The 24,868-nt window shown below is 34.5% G+C and carries 27 protein-coding genes and 1 tRNA gene; 16 read left to right on the forward strand and 12 right to left on the reverse strand.

Annotated elements, in window-relative coordinates:
- Positions 1-215 precede the first annotated feature (215 nt).
- Together R2Q16_RS10805 and lysA are read left to right on the forward strand one after the other, a co-directional pair.
- Positions 216-1,529, forward strand: a complete 1,314-nt coding sequence (locus R2Q16_RS10805) for an aspartate kinase (protein WP_316737004.1) — start codon at positions 216-218, stop codon at positions 1,527-1,529.
- A 318-nt stretch (positions 1,530-1,847) separates the two neighbouring features.
- Positions 1,848-3,020, forward strand: a complete 1,173-nt coding sequence (gene lysA / locus R2Q16_RS10810) for a diaminopimelate decarboxylase (RefSeq protein WP_316737005.1) — start codon at positions 1,848-1,850, stop codon at positions 3,018-3,020.
- Between the two features lie 102 nt (positions 3,021-3,122).
- Here the strand turns inward: lysA and R2Q16_RS10815 are convergent, their stop codons facing one another.
- From R2Q16_RS10815 to R2Q16_RS10825, 3 genes are read right to left on the reverse strand one after another with little or no spacing between them, the layout of a single operon-like run.
- On the reverse strand, positions 3,123-3,335 hold the full coding sequence (locus R2Q16_RS10815; protein WP_316737007.1) for a hypothetical protein: 213 nt from the start codon (positions 3,333-3,335) through the stop codon (positions 3,123-3,125).
- Positions 3,336-3,384: 49 nt separating this feature from the next.
- Positions 3,385-3,765, reverse strand: a complete 381-nt coding sequence (locus R2Q16_RS10820; protein WP_316737008.1) for an SRPBCC domain-containing protein — start codon at positions 3,763-3,765, stop codon at positions 3,385-3,387.
- Positions 3,766-3,808: 43 nt separating this feature from the next.
- Complete coding sequence (locus tag R2Q16_RS10825; protein WP_316737010.1) at positions 3,809-4,999, reverse strand: acyl-CoA dehydrogenase family protein; 1,191 nt, start codon at positions 4,997-4,999, stop codon at positions 3,809-3,811.
- A 111-nt stretch (positions 5,000-5,110) separates the two neighbouring features.
- Between R2Q16_RS10825 and folB the strand changes: the two genes are divergently transcribed.
- Positions 5,111-5,479, forward strand: coding sequence for a dihydroneopterin aldolase (gene folB / locus R2Q16_RS10830; RefSeq protein WP_316737012.1), 369 nt, complete (start codon positions 5,111-5,113; stop codon positions 5,477-5,479).
- A gap of 2 nt (positions 5,480-5,481) precedes the next feature.
- Positions 5,482-6,891 (forward strand): FAD-binding oxidoreductase, encoded by a 1,410-nt coding sequence (locus tag R2Q16_RS10835; RefSeq protein WP_316737013.1) that lies wholly within the window; start codon positions 5,482-5,484, stop codon positions 6,889-6,891.
- Between the two features lie 363 nt (positions 6,892-7,254).
- Here R2Q16_RS10835 and R2Q16_RS10840 read toward each other — a convergent pair whose 3' ends face one another.
- The gene (locus R2Q16_RS10840; protein WP_316737014.1) at positions 7,255-7,740 is read right to left on the reverse strand and encodes a thioesterase family protein; all 486 of its coding nucleotides are present in this window, start codon (positions 7,738-7,740) and stop codon (positions 7,255-7,257) included.
- 67 nt (positions 7,741-7,807) lie between these two features.
- On the opposite strand from R2Q16_RS10840, the gene R2Q16_RS10845 reads away from it, so the two are divergent.
- Together R2Q16_RS10845 and R2Q16_RS10850 are read left to right on the forward strand one after the other, a co-directional pair.
- Positions 7,808-8,242: an Hsp20/alpha crystallin family protein gene (locus R2Q16_RS10845; protein WP_316737016.1), complete on the forward strand. Its 435-nt coding sequence runs from the start codon at positions 7,808-7,810 to the stop codon at positions 8,240-8,242.
- 157 nt (positions 8,243-8,399) lie between these two features.
- Positions 8,400-9,716, forward strand: coding sequence for a nicotinamide mononucleotide adenylyltransferase (locus R2Q16_RS10850; protein ID WP_316737018.1), 1,317 nt, complete (start codon positions 8,400-8,402; stop codon positions 9,714-9,716).
- Between the two features lie 3 nt (positions 9,717-9,719).
- On the opposite strand, the gene R2Q16_RS10855 is transcribed toward R2Q16_RS10850, so the two are convergent.
- From R2Q16_RS10855 to R2Q16_RS10875, 5 genes are all read right to left on the reverse strand, one after another.
- Positions 9,720-10,001 (reverse strand): Txe/YoeB family addiction module toxin, encoded by a 282-nt coding sequence (locus tag R2Q16_RS10855; RefSeq protein WP_316737020.1) that lies wholly within the window; start codon positions 9,999-10,001, stop codon positions 9,720-9,722.
- Positions 9,983-10,192 (reverse strand): DUF2683 family protein, encoded by a 210-nt coding sequence (locus R2Q16_RS10860; RefSeq protein WP_316737022.1) that lies wholly within the window; start codon positions 10,190-10,192, stop codon positions 9,983-9,985. The genes R2Q16_RS10855 and R2Q16_RS10860 overlap by 19 nt, the downstream gene beginning before the upstream one ends.
- Before the next feature lie 68 nt (positions 10,193-10,260).
- Positions 10,261-11,283, reverse strand: a complete 1,023-nt coding sequence (locus R2Q16_RS10865; RefSeq protein WP_316737023.1) for an LD-carboxypeptidase — start codon at positions 11,281-11,283, stop codon at positions 10,261-10,263.
- A 310-nt stretch (positions 11,284-11,593) separates the two neighbouring features.
- Positions 11,594-11,665, reverse strand: a tRNA-Met gene (locus R2Q16_RS10870).
- 7 nt (positions 11,666-11,672) lie between these two features.
- Complete coding sequence (locus R2Q16_RS10875; RefSeq protein ID WP_316737025.1) at positions 11,673-11,834, reverse strand: hypothetical protein; 162 nt, start codon at positions 11,832-11,834, stop codon at positions 11,673-11,675.
- 351 nt (positions 11,835-12,185) lie between these two features.
- Between R2Q16_RS10875 and R2Q16_RS10880 the strand changes: the two genes are divergently transcribed.
- Positions 12,186-13,487, forward strand: coding sequence for a DEAD/DEAH box helicase (locus R2Q16_RS10880; RefSeq protein WP_316737027.1), 1,302 nt, complete (start codon positions 12,186-12,188; stop codon positions 13,485-13,487).
- 94 nt (positions 13,488-13,581) lie between these two features.
- Positions 13,582-13,929: a Dabb family protein gene (locus R2Q16_RS10885; RefSeq protein ID WP_316737028.1), complete on the forward strand. Its 348-nt coding sequence runs from the start codon at positions 13,582-13,584 to the stop codon at positions 13,927-13,929.
- 141 nt (positions 13,930-14,070) lie between these two features.
- On the opposite strand, the gene R2Q16_RS10890 is transcribed toward R2Q16_RS10885, so the two are convergent.
- Entirely contained in the window at positions 14,071-15,138 is a 1,068-nt protein-coding gene (locus R2Q16_RS10890) for an HmuY family protein (RefSeq protein ID WP_316737029.1), read from the reverse strand.
- 15 nt (positions 15,139-15,153) lie between these two features.
- Positions 15,154-17,223, reverse strand: coding sequence for a TonB-dependent receptor (locus tag R2Q16_RS10895; protein ID WP_316737031.1), 2,070 nt, complete (start codon positions 17,221-17,223; stop codon positions 15,154-15,156).
- A 148-nt stretch (positions 17,224-17,371) separates the two neighbouring features.
- Here R2Q16_RS10895 and R2Q16_RS10900 point away from each other — a divergent pair, with 148 nt between their 5' ends.
- Positions 17,372-18,304: an AraC family transcriptional regulator gene (locus tag R2Q16_RS10900; RefSeq protein WP_316737033.1), complete on the forward strand. Its 933-nt coding sequence runs from the start codon at positions 17,372-17,374 to the stop codon at positions 18,302-18,304.
- 1 nt (position 18,305) lies between these two features.
- Here the strand turns inward: R2Q16_RS10900 and R2Q16_RS10905 are convergent, their stop codons facing one another.
- A complete protein-coding gene (locus R2Q16_RS10905; protein ID WP_316737035.1) occupies positions 18,306-19,316 on the reverse strand; it encodes a LacI family DNA-binding transcriptional regulator in 1,011 nt (336 codons plus the stop codon).
- Positions 19,317-19,583: 267 nt separating this feature from the next.
- Between R2Q16_RS10905 and R2Q16_RS10910 the strand changes: the two genes are divergently transcribed.
- From R2Q16_RS10910 to R2Q16_RS10940, 7 genes are all read left to right on the forward strand, one after another.
- Positions 19,584-20,669 carry an MBL fold metallo-hydrolase gene (locus R2Q16_RS10910; RefSeq protein WP_316737036.1) on the forward strand — a complete coding sequence of 362 codons (1,086 nt, stop codon included), beginning with the start codon at positions 19,584-19,586 and terminating at the stop codon, positions 20,667-20,669.
- Positions 20,670-20,726: 57 nt separating this feature from the next.
- Positions 20,727-21,089: a hypothetical protein gene (locus tag R2Q16_RS10915; protein ID WP_316737037.1), complete on the forward strand. Its 363-nt coding sequence runs from the start codon at positions 20,727-20,729 to the stop codon at positions 21,087-21,089.
- Positions 21,090-21,164: 75 nt separating this feature from the next.
- Positions 21,165-21,962, forward strand: a complete 798-nt coding sequence (locus R2Q16_RS10920; RefSeq protein WP_316737038.1) for a hypothetical protein — start codon at positions 21,165-21,167, stop codon at positions 21,960-21,962.
- A gap of 1 nt (position 21,963) precedes the next feature.
- Entirely contained in the window at positions 21,964-22,908 is a 945-nt protein-coding gene (miaA, locus tag R2Q16_RS10925) for a tRNA (adenosine(37)-N6)-dimethylallyltransferase MiaA (RefSeq protein ID WP_316737039.1), read from the forward strand.
- A 102-nt stretch (positions 22,909-23,010) separates the two neighbouring features.
- Positions 23,011-23,517: a hypothetical protein gene (locus R2Q16_RS10930; protein WP_316737041.1), complete on the forward strand. Its 507-nt coding sequence runs from the start codon at positions 23,011-23,013 to the stop codon at positions 23,515-23,517.
- 147 nt (positions 23,518-23,664) lie between these two features.
- A complete protein-coding gene (locus R2Q16_RS10935) occupies positions 23,665-24,207 on the forward strand; it encodes a hypothetical protein (RefSeq protein ID WP_316737043.1) in 543 nt (180 codons plus the stop codon).
- Positions 24,208-24,304: 97 nt separating this feature from the next.
- Positions 24,305-24,835: a DUF3347 domain-containing protein gene (locus tag R2Q16_RS10940; RefSeq protein WP_316737046.1), complete on the forward strand. Its 531-nt coding sequence runs from the start codon at positions 24,305-24,307 to the stop codon at positions 24,833-24,835.
- Positions 24,836-24,868: the final 33 nt, after the last annotated feature.

The raw sequence follows: 24,868 nt of genomic DNA on the forward strand, positions 1-24,868 counted from the left end.
CTCGGAAGTTTGGTTGTAATCAAAATAAATTAAACTTTTCCAAATTTTATTTCGTTGATGGTGTTGCTTTTAAGCTTGTTTTGCTTATTTTCACGCCCCGATACAATAATAAAGAAATTCCATTATTAAAATAAGCTGTTTCTCTTTTTTATGGTATGGTAGGCACAATTAATTTTGTGTTCTTTTTATTACAGCTAAAAACAATAATTAATTACATGAAGATTTTAAAATTTGGGGGTACTTCAGTTGGTAGTCCCGAGCGCATGACGAAGTTGTTGGATATCATTAATCCAAATGAAGAGCAGATTGTCGTTTTATCAGCAGTGTCTGGTACAACAAATAGCTTGGTAGAAATTTCTAATTATTTTTTAGCTGGAGATAAGAAGAAGGGAAGCGAGTGCGTAGAGAATTTGTATTCAAAATATAAGGATTTTGTGGTTGAGCTTTTGCCTGCTGCTGATTTTCAGGAGATGGGGAATGAGGTAATTGATTACCATTTCAGCTTTTTAGCGGTTTTAACCAATGATATTTTTACTCCAGTTGAAGAAAAAGTAGTTTTAGCGCAAGGCGAATTATTATCTACAACTTTATACCATATTTATTTAAAATCAATCGGCGTAGAATCTGTTCTATTGCCTGCTTTAGATTTTATGAAAATGGATGAAGATAACGAGCCAGATATTCCATTTACAACAAAGCATTTAACTCCACTTTTAGAAGAGCATAAAGGTAATAAGTTATTTATTACTCAAGGTTTTATCTGTCGGAATAGTTTTGGCGAAGTAGATAATTTACGCCGCGGTGGAAGTGATTATACCGCATCCTTGTTAGGTGCTGCAATTTTAGCAGAAGAAGTTCAAATCTGGACAGATATTGATGGAATGCACAATAATGACCCTCGTGTGGTTAAAGGCACTAAACCAATTGCGCAACTATCTTTTGATGAAGCTGCCGAGTTGGCTTATTTTGGAGCGAAAATTTTGCATCCGCAGTCGGTTTTTCCGGCACAGAAATATAAGATTCCGGTTCGTTTGTTAAACACGATGGAGCCAAGTGCGGCTGGAACTTTAATTACCCACGATAGTGAAAAGGGTAAAATCAAATCAATTGCTGCAAAAGATGGCATTACGGCAATTCGTATCCAATCGAGCCGAATGTTATTGGCTTATGGTTTCTTACGTCGCGTTTTTGAGGTTTTTGAGCGTTATAAAACCCCAATCGATATGATTACCACTTCAGAAGTTGCGGTTTCGTTAACCATTGATGAAACTGGAAATCTTTCGAAAATTGTTGAGGAATTAGAAAGTTTTGGAACCGTTGAAGTTGAAACAAACCACAGTATTGTTTGTGTAGTGGGCGATTTCGGTTCAGAGAAGAATGGTTTTGCCAGTAGGGTTTTAGATGGTTTGAAACACATTCCAATCCGTATGATTTCTTATGGAGGAAGTAATTACAATGTATCTCTACTAATTTTAAGCGGAGATAAGACAGAAGCTTTAAGAAGCCTGCACAATAGATTATTCGAATAGAAGATAAAGAGCGCCGATTATCACCATCAAGCCAATAAGGAAATGAAATGCCAAAAAGCTTGATGGTAATAATTGGTTTTTATATCTTTTGTAGGAATTAAACAATCCTACAGAGATAATTAAAACTATAAATATGGCTGCTAAAACTTTCATTTTTTTATAAATAGAAGGAATAATACAATCAGAAGTAAAACGATAAAAAACCGAATTTTTCCATTGTATTGTTTTTGGGTAATTCTTCCATGCTTTAAATCGAGGTAATTGCCTAAATAAATTAGCCCAAAGAATAAAATTAAAATTATAATAAGGAATTTGAACATGTTCGCCGATAAAGATATATCAAAGTTTGACAATATAGAAACGCCGTTTTACTATTACGATACGGATTTATTGCAGAAAACGTTGCGCACCTGTGCCGATGCAGCTGCTCCATATCAGTTTCATATACATTATGCACTTAAGGCAAACTTTAATTCAGTTTTGCTCGAGCAAATTAAAACCATTGGTTTTGGTGCTGATTGCGTGAGTGCAGGTGAGGTTAGAAGAGCTGTAGAAGTTGGTTTTGATAATAAAAAAATCGTTTTTGCTGGAGTTGGTAAATCTGATAAAGAAATAAATGAAGCTTTGGATTTGGATATTTTCTGCTTTAATGTAGAATCAGTTCAAGAACTCGAAGTTTTAAACGAGCTTGCTGAAGCTAAAGGTAAGATTGCACAAGTGGCCATCCGTATTAATCCAAACGTTGATGCCTATACACATCATAACATTACAACAGGTTTAGATGAAAATAAATTCGGTGTAAATGCATGGGATTTACCTGAATGTGCTGAAACTTTAAAAGCTTCTTCAAACTTAAAATTTATTGGAATTCACTTCCATATTGGTTCTCAAATTACCAATTTGGATGTTTATAAGAACCTTTGTGTTCGTGTAAACGAGTTCTGTAATTGGTTTGAAGATAAAGGTTTCGTTGTTGAAGTTTTAAATGTTGGTGGCGGTTTAGGTATCGATTATTATAGCCCCGATAATCAAATTCCAGACTTTGAATCTTACTTCAAAATATTTAAAGATTTCTTAGAGATTAAACCAAATCAGGAAGTGCATTTCGAATTAGGAAGAGCGCTGGTTGGTCAATCGGCTTCTTTAATTACCAGAGCATTGTATATCAAAAATGGCAAGAAAAAAAACTTTGTGGTTTTAGATGCTGGAATGACAGAATTAATGCGCCCTGCTTTGTATCAAGCTTATCATAAAATTGAGAATCTAAGTCGAAAGTCTGAAGTCGGAAGTCTTGAATCGGAGACTGTAAAATATGATATAGTTGGACCGATTTGCGAAAGCACGGATTGTTTTGGTAAAGAGGTGGAGCAACCAGAATCTTTTAGAGGAGATATTTTTGCAATCCGTAGTGCCGGTGCTTACGGTGAAGTTATGGCGTCAAAGTATAATTTAAGAGATGCGATAAGGTCGGTTTATAGTACCGAGATTTAGTTGTTGTTTTGTCATTCTGAACGCAGTGAAGAATCTGTCGGTTATTAGCGAATTGCTTTTATCGCTTACAGATTCTTCACTGCGTTCAGAATGACAAGTTTATTACTTTCTCTTCGAAGCTACAAACACAAAAACACCTGCAACGAGCACTATACCACCTACATAAGGCGGCCAGTTAACAGATTTCTCTTTATCTGCCGATATCTGAATCGGACCAGCATCAACAATTTTTTCTTTCTTAGTGTAGGAGAAGCCTGTCCAGACGAGCATTGCTATCCCTACAAGAATTAATATTAGTCCTACGGTTCTATTCATGATTTTTTATTTTGGTTAAAATCTAAACAGCAGGACTAACATTTATGTTTTATTCTTCGAAGAAATCGACTAAACCACCTATAAAATATTCTTCAATTCCTTCTGTAAAATCCTTATAATCTTCATCAGGAATATTGGTTTGTTTAAACTCAAAAGATGTTCCTGCTTTATCAGCATGAAGTTTAATTGTTACAATTGAGGGTTCTGAATCTTCACCAAAATACCACTGTTGCACAATTTTTTTATTGGTTTCGAATTCCAGGTTTTTACCCACAATGTCACCGTCCCAGTAAGAAAATTCGGTATTAGGTTTTTCTTCAAACTCGACCTCGGCACCTGTCCAAAGTTTTATGCTAATGTCTTTTGTGAGCGCTAAATAAACCTCTTCGGGCGTTGCTGGTATGTATGTGTATTTTTTGTAATCTCTCATCACTATTAATCTTAAAATCCTTAAATCTTGAAAATCCTGCTCCTTATTTGAATGCATTCAGCCCCGTCACATCCATTCCAGTAATCAGTAAATGAATATCGTGTGTGCCTTCATACGTCACCACCGATTCTAAATTCATCATGTGGCGCATAATCGAATACTCTCCGGTAATGCCCATTCCTCCGAGCATCTGGCGAGCATTTCTTGCAATATCTAAAGCGATTTCAACGCTGTTTCTTTTTGCCATCGATATTTGTTCTGCAGTTGCACGGTTTTCACTTTTTAAAACACCTAAACGCCAAACTAAAAGCTGACCTTTAGTAATCTCTGTAACCATTTCGGCTAATTTTTTTTGTTGTAATTGAAATCCACCAATCGGTTTGCCAAACTGAACCCTTTCTTTCGAATATCTTAAAGCTGTATCGTAACAATCCATCGCAGCACCCAAAGCCCCCCAGGCAATACCGTAGCGTGCTTGATTTAAACAACCCAATGGGCCTTTCAAACCGCTAATTTCAGGGAAAACATTTTCTTTTGGAATTTGAACATTATCAAAAACCAATTCTCCGGTTGCCGATGCTCGTAAACTCCATTTATTGTGTGTTTCTGGCGTAGAAAATCCTTCCATGCCACGTTCAACAACCATTCCACGTATTTTGCCTGCTTCATCTTTTGCCCAAACTACAGCAATATCAGCAAATGGCGCATTACTAATCCACATTTTAGCACCATTTAAAATATAGTGCGAACCTGCATCTTTTATATTGGTCACCATCCCGCCAGGATTAGAACCATGGTCTGGTTCTGTTAACCCAAAACAGCCCATCATTTCGCCGCTGGCCAATTTTGGTAAATATTTTTTGCGTTGTTCTTCGCTTCCGTATGCATAAATTGGATACATAACCAATGAACCTTGAACAGATGCCGTAGAACGAATTCCCGAATCACCACGCTCAATTTCCTGCATTAAAATTCCATAAGCGGTATAATCTAAACCTGCTCCACCATACTCAACTGGAATTGTTGGGCCAAACGCGCCAATATCGGCCAACCCTTTAATTAAATGTTTAGGAAATTCTGCTTTTTGTGCATAATCTTCAATAACAGGTGTAACTTCTTTTTTAACCCATTCTCTTGCTGTAGCACGAATTAATTTATGTTCGTCTGTTAGCAATTCATCTAACAAATAATAGTCTGGTGCCTCGTATAAGTCTTTTTTTACTGATTTGCTCATTGTTTATTCTAATTTGGTTATGGATAAAGCGTTCATTTCAAAGGTAACAATTTACGGCAATGGGCATTATATTCGCGAATAAAAATTATTTTTGGTCCATACAAAACATTCATGAATCACATTAAACAAACCGTAGCGCTAAAAGATGTAAAATGTTTCGCGTTACATGGTTTTTATCCAGAGGAACAACTTATTGGTAATCATTTTGTTGTCGATTTGGAAACCGAATTTCTACCGCTTGGTTTTGATGATGAATTAAATCAGACTGTTAATTACGAAGATTTAAACATCATTATTCTTGAGGAAATGAAGAACACCCAAAAACTTTTGGAAACCGTTTTAAATAACATCATCTCAAAAGTTATTAAGCTTTATCCTTTTGTAGAAACCGTTAATGTGAGTATTAAAAAGCTAAACCCGCCAATGCCCGGGCATATAGGGCACTCTTTTGTTAAATTATCTTACACATCAGCCAAATAGAAATGAACTTTACCAAAATAAATTCAAACATTTTAGAGGAAATTAAATCAGCTATTGGTGCTGAGAAAGTTTTTACAGATGCCGAAAGTTTGGATAATTATAGTCATGATGAAACAGAAGATTTGCGTTACCAACCAGAAGTTGTTGTAAAACCCAATACTGCTGAAGATATTTCCTTATTGCTAAAAATTTGTAATGCTCATCATGTTCCTGTTACACCGCGTGGTGGTGGTACAGGTTTGAGCGGTGCAGCGCTACCAATTTATGGAGGTGTTTCCTTATCAATGGAAAAATTTAAATCTATTATAGATATTGATACGGAAAACTTACAAGCCACAGTTGAACCTGGCGTAATTACCGAAGAATTTATCAACGCTGTTGCAGAAAAAGGCTTGCTTTATCCGGTAGATCCGAGTAGTAAAGGTTCATGTTTTATTGGTGGTAACGTAGCGCATGGCTCTGGCGGACCAAGGGTTGTAAAATATGGTACAATCCGCGAGTACATTTTAAATCTCGAAGTGGTTTTGCCTAATGGCGATATCATTTGGACAGGTGCAAACACCTTAAAATATGCTTCTGGTTATAATTTAACGCAGTTGATGATAGGTTCTGAAGGCACTTTAGGTGTGGTTACGAAAATCGTTACGAAACTTTTGCCAAAACCATCGCAATCGGTTTTAATGATGGGTTCTTTCGCTACCAATGAAGATGCATGCGCTGCCGTTTCAGCAATTTTTAGGGCTGGTGTAACGCCATCAGCTTTAGAGTTTATGGAGCGAAAAGGAGTGGAGTGGGTTATTAAATATGACGACATTAAATTTGATTTGAAAGATGATGTTGCCGCATTATTAATGATTGAATTTGATGGTGATGATTTGGACGATATCTTTAAAAATTGTGAAAAAGCTAACATCGTTTTAGAAGAACATAATTGTACCGATGTTTTGTTTGCAGATACTGCAGCACAGAAAGAAGAACTTTGGCGAATGCGTAGAACGATGGCCGAATCTGTAAAATCGAACTCGGTTTACAAGGAAGAGGATACGGTTGTTCCTCGAGCAGCATTGCCAAAACTGGTTAATGGAATTAAAGAAATTGGTGCTAAATATGGTTTTGAAAGTGTTTGTTATGGCCATGCAGGCGATGGAAACTTACACGTTAACATTATCAAAGCTGGAATGAGCGATGAAGATTGGAAGGAGAAACTGAAATTCGGCATTGCCGAAATTTTCGAGTTAACCACTGCTTTAGGTGGCACCTTATCTGGCGAGCATGGAATTGGTTTGGTGCAGAAAGAGTTTATGCCGATAAAATACTCCGAAATTCATTTAAATTTAATGAGGGGAATCAAAATTATTTTCGATCCGAATGGGATTTTAAATCCTGGTAAAATTATGCCTGATAAATTATAGGTGATTAATATTTATAATCAGGATTTGGAAATGTATGCTTCGTTTTGCTTGGCAACTGCAGTCCCGCCATTCGCTTTATCCCGATGAAATATCGGGATGCTCGCTGCTGTCGGGTTTAAAATTGGCGGATGTTTAAGAACGTCCTGCAACTGCAAATAGTTGTAATTGCCGAGCCATATAAACGGGATTGAAGCGATATCCTTTTGGTAGCGGGCTAAACTTACGAAGTCTAATAAGCATCCGAACCAGTAAACTTCGTAAGTTTATTCTCAAGCCAAAAGATTTAGCGTAAAGCCCGACTAACGATAATATTTGTAAAAATTTGCTTTCTAAAATCATCCATTTTCAAAAAAAATAGACGATTTATTGCAACTGTTCAAATCCCATCATTTTCTGCTTTTCTGCAGTTGGGATGGCTGTAGGTCTTTTGGTCGTATAATCTATGGCTATGCAAACCGTTTTGCCTTTGCTGCAGATTACTTCTTCGGCACCTTTAATTTTTACGATTTGATAATCTAAATCAAAGCTGGTTTCACCAATTCGTGATGTTTTAACGTGTATGGCAATTTTATCGCCCATTAAAATTGGCTGAATATAGTCTATTTCAGCATGAGCAATTACAATTCCTGTTTTCTTCCAATCCCAGTGTACAATTTCTTCCCAATACTTAGTTCTAGCAATTTCCAGGTAGGTAAAGTAAACCGAATTATTTACATGGCCCATCATATCGAAATCAATAAAGCGCAAATGTATATTCGTTTTGTAGTTGAATTTGTCGGAAAAACGCTGTATTTCTGTCAATTTGTCTTTTGATTTTGATTTATTTTGCCAAAATGTCTTAAAATTCATAAATATTCGGTTTGGTATGTAAGTTGAATAACGGTTAATATCAAATTAAAAAATAAAGATTAGAGATATGACACTTGTAAATTTTAACAACAGAACCCGCAACACAGCTCCTTACTTTAACAATGTTTTTGATTCATTGTTTAGCGATGCCGTAACTAAAAATAAAATGGTGGATAAATCGCCAAACGTAAATATTTACGAAAATGAAGCGGCTTATGTTATTGAATTGGCTGCTCCAGGTTTAAAGAAAGAAGATTTTCAAATCAACTTAAAAAAAGACACACTTTCTGTTTGGGCAGAAGTTAAGAAAGATGAAAATCAGGTAGCTAAAGATTTTACGCGTAAAGAATTCGATTACAGCTCGTTTGCAAGATCGTTTAATTTGCCAGATACAGCTGATGCTGAGAAAATTACTGCTGAATATAAAGATGGTATCTTAAATATCACCATCAGCAAAAAAGACGATACTAAATCTCAACACAAGGAAATTGTAGTATCGTAATAAAGAGTTTCTCGAGAGAGGATTTCATAATAGTTTAAGTTTAGGTTTTATAGGGTTAGTGCTGGATAGCGCTAACCTTATTTTTTTTAGTATTTAGATTGATTTTAAGTTACATTCTTAAAATCAGCTTAATATCATTTTTTGTACTTTTGCCCGCATGGTAAGAGAAATTCTGGATACTAAACGTAAAGCATTAAAAATTAACCTAGACCCACGAATTTATGGCACCTTTGCCGAAATTGGAGCAGGGCAGGAAGTTTCGCGAAACTTTTTTAATGCTGGTGCAGCATCTGGAACTGTTGCTAAAACGATGTCGGCTTATGATATGACTTTTAGCGATGCCATTTATGGTGCGGAATCTAACGGTCGTTATGTTTCTCAAAACCGGCTTTTACAAATGCTCGACCATGAATTTGGTTTGTTAAATGAGCGTTTATCTGGCGAAAAATATGAAAGCAGAACCTTCTTTGCATTCGCGGATACGGTTACTACTTTAAATTATAAACGTACAAATGAACCACATGGATGGGTTGGAATTCGTTTCCAAAACGAGCCTGGTGGTTTACCAAACGAAATATTTTTTCACGTTCGATTGCTTGATACAGATGTAAATATGCAGCAACGTGTTTTGGGTATTATTGGTGTGAATTTGGTTTATGCTGCGTTTTACCATTATCAAGACCCAAAATTAATGGTCGAATCTTTGGCCGATAACCTAACAATAGGTTCAGTAGAAATCGATTTAATTTCGGTTAAAGGACCAGCCTTCCCTGAAGTTGATAACATCTTGCTTAATCTTTATATGATTATGAAGGATTTTTCTGCTGCTGCGATTTTTGATTCAGATGCTCACCCTCGTCAGGCTAAAGATTTGTTGTATAAAAAGGATATCATGATTTTGAGAACCAAATACGGTCAGAAATCATTGCCAAACTTTAGTTTATTTAACAAAGCAACCGACCAATTTAAACGCACTAACCAAGTTGAAGATAACAATCTGGCTGTGATGATTGAGGTTTTGTTAACGAATGTTTTAACAGACGACCAGGAAACGCCTGATGATATTGATTTAGAATCTGTTGCAAAAAGAGCACAAGAAATGTGCGATACAGGAAATATTGTAATTGTATCGAACTTTACCCGTCATAACCGTTTAGCGAAATATTTGGCTCGTTGTAAGCCAAAAAGTGTTGGTTTAGCTACAAATATCAACAACTTGAAATTCGTATTTAATTCTACTAATTTTAAAGGTGAAAATTATTCTGGTCAGTTATTAAGCTATGTAAATGATATGTTTAATACTAACGTTCGTTTATTTGCTTATCCGTTTTTAGATAAAAAAACCAATCAGGTAATTACTACAGCGAATATGCCTGTTACTCCAGAGGCAAAACCTTTGTTCGATTTCTTATTGGTAAATGGTTATATTACTGATATAGAGGATTATGCGGAAAATGAGGTGAAGACGGTGTAAGGTTTATTTATCACTATAATGACCTAATGCTGAGATAATAGTAACAGTAACTATTTTATTTTCAATTTGGTAGATTAATCGGTCTTTTTTATTGATTTGCCTAGACCACAATCCAGATAAATCAAATTTTAATTTTTCTGGATTGCCGATGCCGGTTTCTGGGTGTTCGGATAGTTCGATAAATATTTGGTTAATTCTTTTTATTGAAGCTTTATCACCAGATTTGTACTGAGCTTCTAAATCCTTTTTAGCTCTTTTCTCAACCTCTATAAAATACTTTCCCATATGTTTTCTGGGTTCTTAATGCGGATAACATTTCCTTTTTCAACCTCCCTAAGTCTGCTATTTACTTCAGCAACAAACTCCGGATTATAGGGGCTTTCATCTTCTTTAACAAAAGAAACATTTAAAGCTTTTAGAACTGCCTCTATTGCGGCTTCTTGCTTTTTGTTTTTTGGATGTGCGATTATAGTCATAACGATTTAATATACTCAAAAATACAAAAATATTTAATCAACTGATTATTTCTTAGTCTGTAAATAGGCTAAAAATCTCTCAAAAAGCTTCCGGTTTCGTTGACGTCTAAATAATGGTTTGAACCACATTTTAGTGCAAAGTTGTTTCGCTGATGGCCAACCGGAAAATCAAAAGCAATAGGGTAGTTGTAATCCTTTACTTTTTCTAACACGATTTTGTAGATGGTTTTTCCGAATTCTTCTCCCGCATCGTCGGGTTTAATTTTGAAACCGCCAACAATTAAGCCTTTTAGATTTTTCAGTTTACCACTTCTTTTTAAATTCCAAAGCATTCTATCGATACTGTAAAGATATTCTCCGGTATCTTCAATAAATAGAATTTTATTTTTGGTATCTAAATCTGAATCGCTCCCGGCAATTGTTTCGATGATGCTTAAATTTCCGCCAACTAAAATACCATCTGTTTTTCCTTTTCTATTATTTAAATTTGTTGGCGCACTATAGTTTAATTGCTCGCCAATTAGGGCTTTTTTTATTGATAAGATGGTTTCAATTTGAATAGGCTCAGCTTTCGTCCAATCATCAGGAAAGCTATTGCACATTTTAGAGTGGATTGACGCAATTCCATAATTTTTGGCTAAATGGCAATGCAAAACGGTAATATCACTAAAGCCAATAATCCATTTTGGATTTTTTCTGAATGTGGAGAAATCAAGTTTATCAATTATCCTAACAAAACCATAACCACCTCGGGCGCACATTATGGCCTTTAGGTTTGGGTCATCTAGCATTTGCTGGAAATCATTTAAACGTTCTTCATCTGTTCCACCATAGGTAAAATCTCGTTTGCCAATGGTATTTCCAATTTTTATATTAAATCCCCAGCTTTGCATTTGCAAAACAGATGGCTGAATCTGTTCCAGCGTAATGTAACCAGCCGGGCTTGTAATTCCAATTGTATCGCCAGGGTTTAAGTATGGGGGAATTTTAAATGAATAACTTTCGCTTTCAATCGGCTTTGCTAAACTTTTAAAAGCAGGAAGTATTGTGGTTGCAGCAATAATCGAAGAAAGAAAATGTTTTCTATTCATTTGGTTCTGAGTTGTATTTAGCGAATATAGGATTTTAAAAATATCGCATAAAAGAAATGGGATTTATATCCATAAATCCCATTTTTAAACCAAACAAATTAATCTGTAAAAGATTAGTATAATGTGAATTGTATAGATAACCAATAATGAATTGAATTGTTTTGAGAATTTTAATTTTTCGTTATTCCTAGGCTTTAAAAAGTCAAGGCTACCCATCGCGAGTAGCCTTTGCTAACAACAAAACAAATATAAGATAACCAAATCTTACCTGATTGAGCAGAATCAGGGTAAGTGCATATGAAACACTTTGCGGCCTAGTAATGGATTCGAACCATTGTGCTAAAGTTTATGAAACAAGTACCTTCCAATCGGTCAACTGGCCGTATAATTTAAACAGGTTTTAATGTTAAAAAATCTTTTAATTCTTCAGTTTCCTGTCGTTTAACACTATCTTCATCCTTTAAATTTAGTGTTTCAATTTCTTCCTTTTTTAATGGATAAACTAAGTTTGGATACTCATTTATGGCCGGATATTGAAAATAGATTGACATGATCGCTGCGTTTATTTGTGTACATATTAATCCGCTAATGATTAACGTTCAGCAAATATACTAATTAGTATATAAAATCTATAGAATTAGTAGATTATAGATTGAAATTGAATTCAATTATCTGTATTTCAGTATCTTATTTTTTATTTTGATTTGGTTTTGCGCTTTGAAATACTAGTTTAAGTTAATTAAACCTGATAGAAATGATTTCGATTCTTCATTGAAAATAATGGATAGCAGGACTGAAGTACCTAAGAATAAGCGGCATTCATTTCCAAACCTTTTAATTCAATTCCTTAAAAGCTAATTATTTTGAGGATATTTGCATTTTCAAACATTAAAATTTTAGCAGTGTCTTTAGATAAATTAAAACTGAGTAAACCTCTTGTAGCAGCCATGACGGATGCCGGATTTTTAACACCAAAAGAAATTCAGCTTAAAACCATGTCTCGAATTTTGGGTGGGCAAGATGTTATTGCGGTAGGACCAGAGGGTGCAGGGAAAACAACAACTTATGTTTTAGCCACTTTAATGAAATTGAAATATGCTTTTGAAGAAGCGCCAAGGGCTTTGATTTTGGTGCCTGATGCAGATCATGTTGACCATGTTTTGGAGCAATTCAAACTGTTAAATCGTAATAATACTTTTAGGATTTTAGGTATTGATAGCCGCGGTGTTGTTGAAACCCAAATGAACGAAATTACCAACGGTTGCGATATTATTGTCGCTGTTCCAGATAGAGCAAGAGCATTATATTTGAAGCTGGCATTGAATACCAATAAAATTCAGCTTTTTATTGTGGATAATGCCGAATTGATTATTAAAAAAGGTTTGCAATTGCCGGTTGTAGAACTGGCAAAAAGTGCTTACAAATCTCAACATGTGGTATTTACCGAGGTTTTGCATGAGAAATTTAATCATATGGTTTCGCCATTTATGAAAGATTCTACTGCAACTGTAGAGGTCGATGAAATTGGAGAGCCACAAGCTGAAGTTTATCAGCAGATGCTTTATCAGGTGCCTAACTTCAGAACAAAACTTAATTTGCTTACTTTATTAATGGGCGATGCGGAGTTTTTTGATAAGGTTATCGTTTTTGTGAACACTAGATTAACTGCACAAACCGTTTTTAAAAACTTTAATCATCCGAAGAAAGGAGAGATAAGCATTTACCGTTCTTTGTTTTTTGATGATGATGGTTTTGATGATATCGAAGATTTTAAGGCCGATAATGAAGCCAGGGTTTTAATTGTTGCCAATGAAAACCTTGGTGATTTAGATATTCAGGGCATTCCGTTTATTCTTCACTTTGAATTGCCTGAGCAAAAGGAAACGTTGATTAAGCGTATTGTAAAGCATGAAAACGATGAAGTTGTTGCGATAACTTTCTCTACAGATATTGAATTGGCAGAGGTTAAGAAAATTGAACAAGCCATTGGACAGCGTATGGATATTATCGATTTGCCAGAAGATTTAAAAATTGTTGATGCATCAACAGCGAAGCCTAAAAAGAAAAAGAAGGATGAGGATGAAGATACTTCTGAACGAGGTGCAGCATTTCATGAAAAGAAGGCAAGTAATGTGAAAAACTATAATTACAGTGCTGGCGCAAAGGCGAAGATGACTTACAAAAATAAAAAAGGTTTATCTTAATCCGTTTAATTATCGTTTCAGATTTGCAACAATTTTAAGGTTGTTGATTTTTTCTCTTTTAATCTGTAAAAAATCATAATATATTTAATCAATTATGAAAGAAAACAGTTACGCTAGTAAAGGCCAGATTCAGCATTTTGTTATGTTTTGGTTAAAACCTCAACTTACAAAAGCAGAGATAGTAGATTTTGCAAATTTCTTTGAAAGTTTAAAATCTATAAAATACATCAAAACGTTAAATTACGGTTTGGCGGCAAATACCCCAAACAGACCAGTTACCGATAATTCATTCACCTATTCTTTAACCATCACATTTGATACAATTGAAGATCACAATGCTTACCAGGAAGACAGAACCCATCTGGATGCTGTAGAGAAGTTTTCTAAAAATTGGTATAGAGTTGTGGTTCATGATACTATTGTATCTGCTAATTACGGCTAACATTTTAAAAAGATGTAATAACTATAAATCCTTAAGTTTGAAGCTTAAGGATTTTTTTGTTTAAAAAATCTTTAAAAAGATAAGGCCCACCATCGCGGCGGGCCAATTATCCAACTAACAAAACATAATTTTATAAAAGGTTTATGCACCTTTTTTAACTAATTTATATTCAATAACTGGTTTACCACGAGTACCACCATCATTTGAAATAAAACTGTTGAATTTTAATTTGTAAACATTTCCTGAACCATCTTTTACTACGTAGAAAACATCAGTTTTAACACCAACTGCAGTTCCTGTTGTGTTTCTCCAGTTGGAACCGATTACATCTCTTGATGATGAGAAAGTAATACCGGCAACATCAGCTTCTGCAAATGCAGCATAGGTTTTAGTTGTTGTAGAAACCTGAGCCGCTGTAACACCAGCGATGTTATTGATGAAAACTAAATCAGAAAAACCATACGGTAACTGCGTTGTTCCAGCCGCTGTCCAATACATGCTGTAACCCCAAACAATATCCCAGGTTGCTTTAGTTGGCTCAACATTAGCCGTTGTACCTCTTACTAATGAAGTGAATTGGAAATTACTCTCCGCATTTTTAGCAATATCTAAACTTGTAAAAGTTGTAGCCGTTAATTTAGCGTATTGTAAAGTGTAACCAGTTCCTTTTCTTAACACGCGGATTTTGTACAATTCATCATTTGCTAAAACTGTATTCGAACCGCCTTTTCTGTTGATGATGTAAACTTTGTTATCAGCATCGGTTGCTGAAACAGCAGCAATCGCAGTTTTATTCAAAATATTGGTTTCTCTACCATCATCAATAATGGTAAAGTTTCCACCACCTTGACCAACTTTAAGTGCATTTGGGTCGAGATCTGTAGCTGTAACTGTATTTAAATCTGTTTTATTCACTAAAAGTGCAGATGCACCATTTGTCGAGTTCAAAATAACTTTGAAATCTGATCCAGAGTAGAAGCCTAAATCCCAGCTATCTCTATCTACTGAAGTTTGTTTATCTGTACTAAAATCTACGTAAACGCTGTTTCCGGCCGCACTTCCAGCCTCTGTAGAAATTAGACCGTTTAAGGTTAATGTGCTACCATCTGACGGAGGTGCAACAATAACAGGCTCTTCACCATCTTTTTTACAAGCTGTAAAAGTTACCGCCAAAAGGGCAATTGCAATAATCGAGTTAAGTTTATTCATTGTTTTTTATTTTAATTAGTTTTTGTTCCAGTTAAATGTCAACCCCAAAACATAAGATCGGCCATAGCTTAGGGGAATGGATGCTCCTCCAGTGCTATGTGCGCCACCCGAAGCAGTTGATGTATTGTTTAATTGGGTTACGTTGAAAATATTTTTCGCTCCGGCATTCAGCGTAAAACGCTTATAAAAAATTTTGCTTAGCATTAAATCAGCAAAGCTGAAGCCCGAAATTTTTGTTGGTACGTAAGTAGTAACATTTGTTGGGTCGGTTTGAAAGCCTAACTTTTCACCAGTGTATTTATAGAATAAGCTAATGCTTCCGTTAATTTTATTTATAGTGTAAGTAACGTTAGCGGTTACTTCAGGCGACCATACAATTTTCTTATCTGTAAATGTTGAAGACTCTGAGTACGTATGAAACGAGCCGATGTATGATACACCAACGTTCGCTTGCAAATCTTTATAAATGAAGGTATTGTCTAAGGTTGCGCCGGTTGTTTTAAAATTGCTGATGTTCAGTAAGGTTGTGATTGAATTATCAGTTGGAGCCGTACCGAAATCTATTTTGTTTTTAAACTTATTGAAAAATCCAGCTAAGGTAGAACGAAATTGGATATCGCTAGTCATAATTCCAGACCAAGCTAATGAACCATTAAAGCTGTTCGATTCTTCTGCTTTTAGATTTGGATTGCCGTAAATCTTGTGACTTGCATCAACAAAATCGTAGTATAATTCTCTCAATGCCGGAGCCCTGAAACCTCTGGCATAACCCAAACGCAAATCTAAAGTTTTGCTTAAACTGAATTTTGTATTTAATGATGGGATTAGCGGTGGTGCATCATATATAGAATTTTTTATAAACCTTAAACCTGGGCGAAGTGCAATGCCATCAATAGGTTTTATCTCCGAGGAAACAAATAAGGCATAATCATTAATTACAGGAGAACCACTAATTCTCTGTCCGGAAGCTGCATCTCTATTGTACTCAAAACCCGGTTGAAAAGAGATTTTATCATTCAGCTTGTAAATTGCAGTCGCCCTGAAAATGGTTGCGTTAAATTTTGCAGTATCTTGTTCACCAGCATCTGTAGTTAAAACCTCAGTATTATTAGTGAAATTATGGTTTACGGTATGTGTAGAACGTTGTAAATCCGTGTATCCGGCAACAGCTGTGATTTGAAAGTCTGAATTGATTTTCCACTCTGACTGTAATTGTTGAGTGTAGCGTTTTGTAGTATACGTTGCGAGTTTACCAATGTAAGTGTTTGGGTTGATACCGAATCGTGCATCAATGTCTTCATTTAAGCCATCAAGGCGGTACCAAATATTAAAATTTTCATTTCTGTAACCAATTTTAGTATTTCCAAGCCACTGTTCTTTTGGTTTCCACTGATTTTTCCTAGCATTGAACTCCTCTAAAAAAGCAGTTTTTGGCGCCATATTCCATCCACCAAAATCATTATGGGAAGCACCAACTATTGCACTCCATCCTTTTTTCTGCCAGCTGACGCTCAAATTTTGGTTGTGTAAACCTTTACCACTAAAAGCTTCATATTCATTACCAGCCGTTTCTTCTTGTACACGAGCATTTATGCTCAAAAGTGATTTACCTGCATTTTTAGTGATGATGTTTATCACGCCAGCCAAAGCATCAGTACCATAAATTACAGACATCGGTCCTTCAACAATTTCAATACGTTCTACAGTATTAATATCAATCTGGCCTAAACTTTCTCTGGCGTCAGATCTATCTACCATCGGAATCCCATCCAATAAGATTTTAACATTTCTACCCGTCATACCCATTAGAGATACATCTGTAGTTCCTAGGGTTAAATCGTTTGTAAACCTAAAACCCAATTCGGTATTTAAAACTTGCTGAATGTTTGTTGCTGCTCTTAGTCTAATCCTTTCGGCACTAATTGTTCTAACATTATAAACTGAGTTCTTCAAAGTTTGTGGACAATATTGTCCGGTAATTACAACCTCTCTTAAGTTTTTAGCGCTCGAAGTATCTTGCTTAACAGATTGGCTGTAAGCAGAAAATGCTAATACACTTAGGACAGTTGATAAATATATTTTCATTAATTTAGACTAATTATAAATAATTGTGCAAATTTGTGCATAATCGAACAAAGCGGATAACGCCATACGGATAATTTACAACGTTAAACGGATTATTAAGAATTATTCTAAATAATCTCTATAGTGATATTGATTTGCAAGCGTAATAATGAATATTAGAATTTCAGAAGTAGATACGAATAACGTTGTTTATCAAAACGTTGCTATGAATAATCCAGAAAATTATGATGGTATCGAGAGAAATAATCATCGATTTAATAGTGAAAATTACACTTTTACCAGGGATGAAATATTTTGTGACGGGGTTCAAATTGCGCTTAACAGACTAATTGCAATTAGAAAAAGTGAATTTGTGCTAAAGGATATTTCTGGAAGCATAGGCTTTGTTTTCTGTTTAGATGGAAGTTTAAAATATCAGAATGAGGAGCATTTTTCAAATCAAGCGCTGATGAAAAATGAACACATTGTTTTCAATCATGACTTAGATAATTTATTATTTAGCATTAATGGAAAGGCTGAGTATATCGTATTGCGATTTACAAAGGATTATTATCACAATCTTACCGGAGCTAATTTTTCTGATGATGTAGAAGCCTTTTCTTCTTTAAATCCATTTCCGGAGGTGACCTCTATTTTGATGGATTTATTTGACGATAAAATTAATCCAAGAATTGAGAAACTACATCTAAAGGCAAAAATTTATCAGTTACTTATACTTTTTATCAATAAATCTAAGCCGAAGCAAAGCTTTTCGATGAAGAGAGATGATGTTGATAAAATTCTAAATGCCAAGCAATTAATTGAAGCTAACTTTCGGATTCCCTTTTCCTTGATAGAACTTTCCCGGAAGGTTGGAATTAATGATTATAAATTAAAAAAAGGCTTCAGAGAAATTATCGGTAACACAGTTTTTGGTTATTTATACGAAATTAGGATGGAAAAAGCCTACGAATTACTTTCAAAAGAATTTAAAAGCGTTGGTGAAGTTGCTTTTTTGGTCGGCTATAAAAACCCTCAGCATTTTACAGCAGCATTTAAAAAGAAGTTTAGTATCCTTCCGGGAAATCTAAATAAATCTTAAGTTATTTTTCATTTACCACCAATTCAGATTCGACAAGCGTGTTGTAAAAAGCCTGGTTTTCTGCATTCGGGTTGCTAATCAAATCAAGCAATATGTTCGCTGCTTTTTGTCCTTGTTGATATGGATATTGCTCTACAGAAGCAATTGGTGAATAATCAAGATAATCCATCAATGGTAAGTTTGCGTAACTCACAATGTCAATTTTATCGGCAAGGTTTTGTTTTTTAAGATATTTAATCAGAAACAGGGCAACATAATCGTTAAAAGCAACGATTGCAGAAGGTTTTCTTTTGTGATTAATAAGTTGTTCTGCGGCTACAATTGTACCTTTTTCAGTTAAATCACAATTAATAACCAATGATGGATCGTATTTTAAACGATTAAAATTAATGGCTTGCATATAACCGTCTTTACGTTCGCCACTAGCAAAAAGGGTAGAAGGACCATTAATCATACCTATGGTTCTATGGCCTTTCTTCAATAAATAATTAACAGCTTTTATAGTAGCATTTTCCAAAGTACAAGCAACATAATGTACATTTTTAACAGGTGGAATTCTATCAAAAAACACAACCGGAATATTAAAAGCTTTCAATTTTTCAAAGTGCTCAAAAGTAGAAGTATCTTTTGTAATTGAAACCAATAAACCATCCACACGCTGATTTTTCATCTTATCAACCAACTTCAATTCTTTCTCAAAATTATCATGCGATTGAGCAAAAATTACTGTGTAATTTCTTTTCAAAGCTTCATCTTCAATAGCAGAAATGGCTGTCGAAAAAAAGTGCTCTGCTAATTCTGGTAAAATAACACCAATTGTATAGGTTTTACCTTTTTGAAAAAGAATCGCAGCATTATTGGGTTCGTAGTTTAAAGATTTAGCAAGTTCCTTAATTTTCTCCCGGGTAACTGCGCCAATACTTGGATGGTCATGCAGTCCTCTTGACACGCTTGACGGTGAAAGATTTAAAATTTTGGCAATTTCCTTAATGGTAGTTGGTTTCGATTGCATTTAGGTTAAAAGCTATATGAAATATCTTTTCGATGTAATATTACGAAAATTATCTATCTCATCATTGCAAATATTTAGATGCAATTAATTTTATTTTAATGTCTAAATAACAGTTATTTTATCTTTGGGGAGGTTTTTCTTACCTAAAATTTATGTTACTTAACGTTTTGTAACGGCTTCAATAAAACATATATCTAAAGCTGCTGCAATTTTGAGCAATAACTTTTAATCTTAAAATTAATCTACTTTTGTAGCATAATTATTTTTATGATTACCTTATATATTTTAATAATACTTTTAATATCCTTTCTTGTCGTTACAAATCTGCCTGTCTTCGGCCGTTTACCTAAAGGAAAACGATTAGACACAATTCACCATTTATCAAATTATAAAGATGGTGCTTTACAAAATTTGTCGATTACTTTAATGCAACCTGAAGGTGTAAGTTTCTTTAAAGTATTGCGTGCATTTCTTTTTCAAAAGCAACCAAATAAAGCACCTACACTAGCGTTAAAGTTTGTAAAACCTGCTATTAACGATATTCAAAAAAGTACAGCTCCAGAAATTATTTGGTTTGGTCATTCTTCCTATTTAATAAAAATTGATGGTCTTCGAGTTCTTGTCGATCCGGTTTTTAGTAAAACACCATCTCCTTTTTCTTTTATTGGTAGTAAAGCTTTTAAAGGCACTGATTTTGTTAAGGCCGAAGATTTTGAAAATATCGATGTTCTGCTCATAACACACGACCATTACGACCATTTGGATTACCAAAGCATTTTAAAGATTGCACCAAAAGCGAAGCATATCGTTTCATCAATTGGTGTAGGTTCGCATTTAGAAAGGTGGGGGATAAGTACCGATAAAATAAATGAATTGTGCTGGAATCAATCTATTAATTTATTCGATGAAATTAGTTTTACCGCAGTACCAGCAAGACATTTTACGGGTAGAAAGTTTAAGCGAAATCAAACGCTTTGGTCGGCATTTGTTTTACAAACTGCGTCGTCGAAATTATTTCTAGGCGGCGATTCTGGCTATGACACGCATTTTAAAGCCATCGGTGATGAATTTGGTCCATTTGACGTTGCGCTATTAGAATGCGGACAGTACAATGAACTATGGCCGTATATCCATATGTTTCCAGAACAAACCGTTGAAGCAGCAATCGATTTAAAAACCAAATTTTTAATGCCTGTACATTGGGGTAAATTTAGTTTGGCCATGCATCCCTGGAACGAACCAATTGAAAGAATTGTAAAAGCTGCTGAAAAAAAAGAATTTCCGATAATTACACCAAAACTTGGTGAAACAGTTACAGTTGGACAGGCACACTTAAATGAAAAATGGTGGTAATGGATAAAATTTAAACAATAGTGGTTTCGGGTTGTTTATCTCAAAAAAACATAAACTATGAAAACCGACCTTGTAGAAATTTTTCAAACCATTAGAGCAAGCTTACATCCTTATGCTAGTTTAGGTTATACCGTGCACGAAAACTCGGAAACGGGTTACGATTTATATAGCGAGAAAAATATAGAAATTAACGGTGATAAAATTACAGAGCGCTTTTTTGCAGGTGTTTATATAAACGGAAGTGAAGTTGAACTAAAGGTAAATGTTCAGGAATTTAAAGCTTCAAATCAAAATATAATTAGTTTTGGCGATGAAAAATCTGGGTTGGTTATAAGTGCCATAGACGAAGAAAAACTTAAAGAGACCGGAACGCTTGTTGAAATTATTCACATCCATTTCAAAGAAAAAGAGTGGGTTTAATCTCATTTTCGATATGGAAAAACTAAATTTGTAGCTGAAAAATCTGTGTTTAGCTACAAATTATAAATCTCTTAATTGAAAAACAAAGTTTTTGAATCGCATAACTTTAATTGGATTAAGGATTTAACTTCAAAATTAAATGCCCAAGGTTTTGAATTTGATTTTATTGATGACAAAGAATTAACTTTAATCGGCATTAAAAACAGCAAACTCATTATCAACTTTGTTGAAATTGGTACCGCTCAAACGCCAGAAAATCTCATAGAACTTCAAACTAAATTTTACTCCAATAATTTAAACTTGATTCACCTTTGGGAAGATGTTTTTACCACCAAACCAGTTGAGGTTATAGAACGGATAAAATCCTTAACAGGAAAAAATACCAGAATTCACGGCAGAAAAACAAATGTTTTAAAAATAACTAAGCCCGAAGCAGATGCTTTTTTAAATGAAAATCACTTGCAAGGCTCAGTGAGCAGTCGCTATAAATTTGGTCTTTTCACAAATAATGAATTAGTTGCTGTTGCTACATTTTCTGCGTTGAGGAAGATGAACCATACCCAAAATTATAAATCAATAGAATTGATAAGATTTGCGGTAAAAGCTGGCTTTTCGGTTAACGGTGGTTTATCAAAATTAATCATGCATGTTGGTAAAAATCTCCAGCCAAATGATGTAATGAGTTATGCAGATAGAGATTGGTCTTTTGGATCATCTTATCAAAAATTGGGCTTCGAGCAAGTTTCTTTTAGCAAACCTCAAACTTTTTTATTAGATGAAAATCTTACCAGAACTTTAGTAAAAGATGAAAATCCAAAAACTCATCCAACGGTTTTTAATACAGGAAGCATTAAATTTATCTTAAAATTTTAATATGGATGAAAAACCTTTGCTAGTTATTTTAGGCGCAACGGCATCAGGCAAAACCAAACTTGCTGTTCGTGTTGCGGAAGCATTAAATGGTGAAATAATCAGCGCAGATAGCCGACAGATTTTTAGACAAATGGATATCGGCACTGGAAAAGATTTATCCGAATATTTAATTAATGGCAGAGAAATACCTCATCACTTAATAAATATTTTAGAACCTGGTGAACGATACCATGTTGATGCTTTTAAAAATGATTTTTTTACTGCTTTTAAGAAAATAACATCCAAAGAAAAACTACCAATACTTTGTGGTGGCACCGGAATGTACATTCATTCGGTTTTACAGAACCAACCTTATACAGCAGTTCCAGTTGATGAGAATTTAAGAAATGAACTTGACTTGCTTTCCAAAGAAGAATTGATATTGAAGTTGGAAACCTATCCAAAGGAACAGACTAATAATGTTGATCGATCATCAAAAAAACGTTTAATAAGAGCTATTGAAATAGGAGCATACTTGAACCACAATACATTAATTAATTACGAATATCCAAAGTTTAATCCTTTAGTTTTCGGTTTGAAGAACGAAGTTGAAATTACACGCTCGAATATTTTGAAACGATTGGATTACCGTTTACAAAATGGGATGATTGATGAGGTTGAACAACTTCTTACAGATGGAGTAGATAAGGCTACTTTAATTTTCTATGGATTGGAATATAAGTTTATAGTAATGTATTTGAATGGCGAATTAAATTTAGATGAACTGAAATTAAAACTTGGCACGGCAATCTGCCAATTTGCAAAGCGACAAAATACATTTTTTAGAAAGATGGAAAAGGATGGAGTTTCGATAAATTGGCTGGACGCTAAACTAGAAACCGATCAGTTAAAACAGCAAATTTTAAAAATGGTTTCAAATAATTACAACTTAGATTTTGTGAGTTAAATTTGACGGTTTTGTCTACGAAAATGCCTTAAAGTCACTTGTTTGGCACAGGGTTTGTAAACATTGTAGCTATATTGATTACCCAAAAATAAATATCTTATAATGAAAACAATTACTAAAATCCTCGCTACATCAGCAGCTGCTGTAGCGTTATTTATCTCAACAAATGTTAATGCTCAAACAGCACCTAGAAATTTAGGTATAGGCTTAAATGTTGGTGCTGGAACAACTACTGGTTATGGCTTAGTTATAGGTGGTGATATCAGATATCAATTTAATGTTGATAAACAATTATCTATTCCAGTAACTGCTGGTTACAATAATTTCTCTATTAAAGATACCTACGGTGGTGGCAGTTTTGGAATTATCCCTGTAAAAGCGGGTGCTAAATATTTCTTTAACGATTCTGGATCTGGTGCTTATGGTTTAGCAGAACTTGGCGCTGGTTTTGGAACGAACAAAGGAGCTGGAACAGCATTTGTTTATTCTCCTGCTATTGGTTATTCATGGAGTAATGGTTTAGACCTTGCTGCTAAATACGAGGGATATTCTAATAATGGAAGTATCGGATTTGCCGGTATTCGTTTAGCTTACGGTTTCTCACTATAATAAAAAGCTTCATATTTTAAAGCCTCTGAGAAATCAGGGGCTTTTTTATTTTCAGAAAATTCGATAAAAACAATAATTAAAAAATCTATTTCATGTCAGTTTTCGTAGATAAACTAAAACCTTAATTATTTACTTAAAAAATCTAATATGAAAACGATTACAAAAATTTTTGCAGTAGCTTCAGCAATTGCAATTTTTACAACAGGAAGCTTAAAGGCACAAACATCTACCACTACAATGACTACCAATAACGGAATGGCTTTTAAAATAGGTGTTGGCGTGCAAGGTGGCTTATTTCCAGATAAATCTGAAATGGATTATGGTTATGGAGCCGACATTAAATTGCAATACGATTTAACAAAAGACGTAGCAATTACAGCATCAGGTGGCTATACTAAATTGAAATGGAAAGGTAGTCCATTAAATTTTGAATTTATTCCTTTGATGGGTGGTGTTAAAGCATTCGTGATAGATAGAATGTTTTTAACCGGAGGAGCTGGAACAGGTTTGGCTTTAAAAGATGGTGCTAATATGAACTTTATCTACACTGGTGGACTTGGGTACGAATGGAACAATGGATTGGAAGTTGGCGTTAAGTATGAAGGATATGTGAACAATAGCGCGTCTGATTTATACTTTATGAAAACCGGACAGTATGCCTTAAGGATTGGATACAACTTTAAATTATAATAGGAACATCATAATATTTAGAGCCTTCGAAATTTTCGGGGGCTTTTTTTATTATTTTAATATTTTAATTGCTATTTTGAGCCGAAAACCAAATACAATGAAAAAAATATTCGGAATAGCAATACTTAGCGTTTTAATGGCCTGCAATCAAGCAGAGAAAAAATCTGATGATAAAATAGATTCTTCAACAGTAAATACAGCAGATAAAAAAAATACAGTAGTTATTGAAGATGTAAAAAAAGCAAAAATATTTACTGATTACGTTTTATTAAAAGATGCCTTGGTTAAATCGGATGCTGCTGAAGCACAAAAATTAGCTTCGGGTTTACAAAAAAGCTTAGCTGATTACGAAGGATGTGAAACCACAGCAAGTATCGCTGAAAAAATTGCCGCCACGAATAACCTAAAGTTTCAACGTAAGGATTTTACAGCATTAAGCATGGATTTAATTGCTTTTATTAAATCAACACCATTAAAAGGCGGTAAAATTTATGTACAACATTGCCCAATGGCTAATAAAGGGGATGGTGGTGATTGGTTATCAACAGAAAAGGAAATTAAAAATCCTTATTATGGTAATGAAATGCTTGAGTGCGGTAGAGTAACAGAAGAAATCAAGGGAATATAGTGCTTTCAAACTGTTATTTATAATCATGATTGT

Origin of the sequence: Pedobacter aquatilis, assembly GCF_032678425.1 — a bacterium.
GTDB classification, from domain to species: Bacteria; Bacteroidota; Bacteroidia; order Sphingobacteriales; family Sphingobacteriaceae; genus Pedobacter; species Pedobacter aquatilis_B.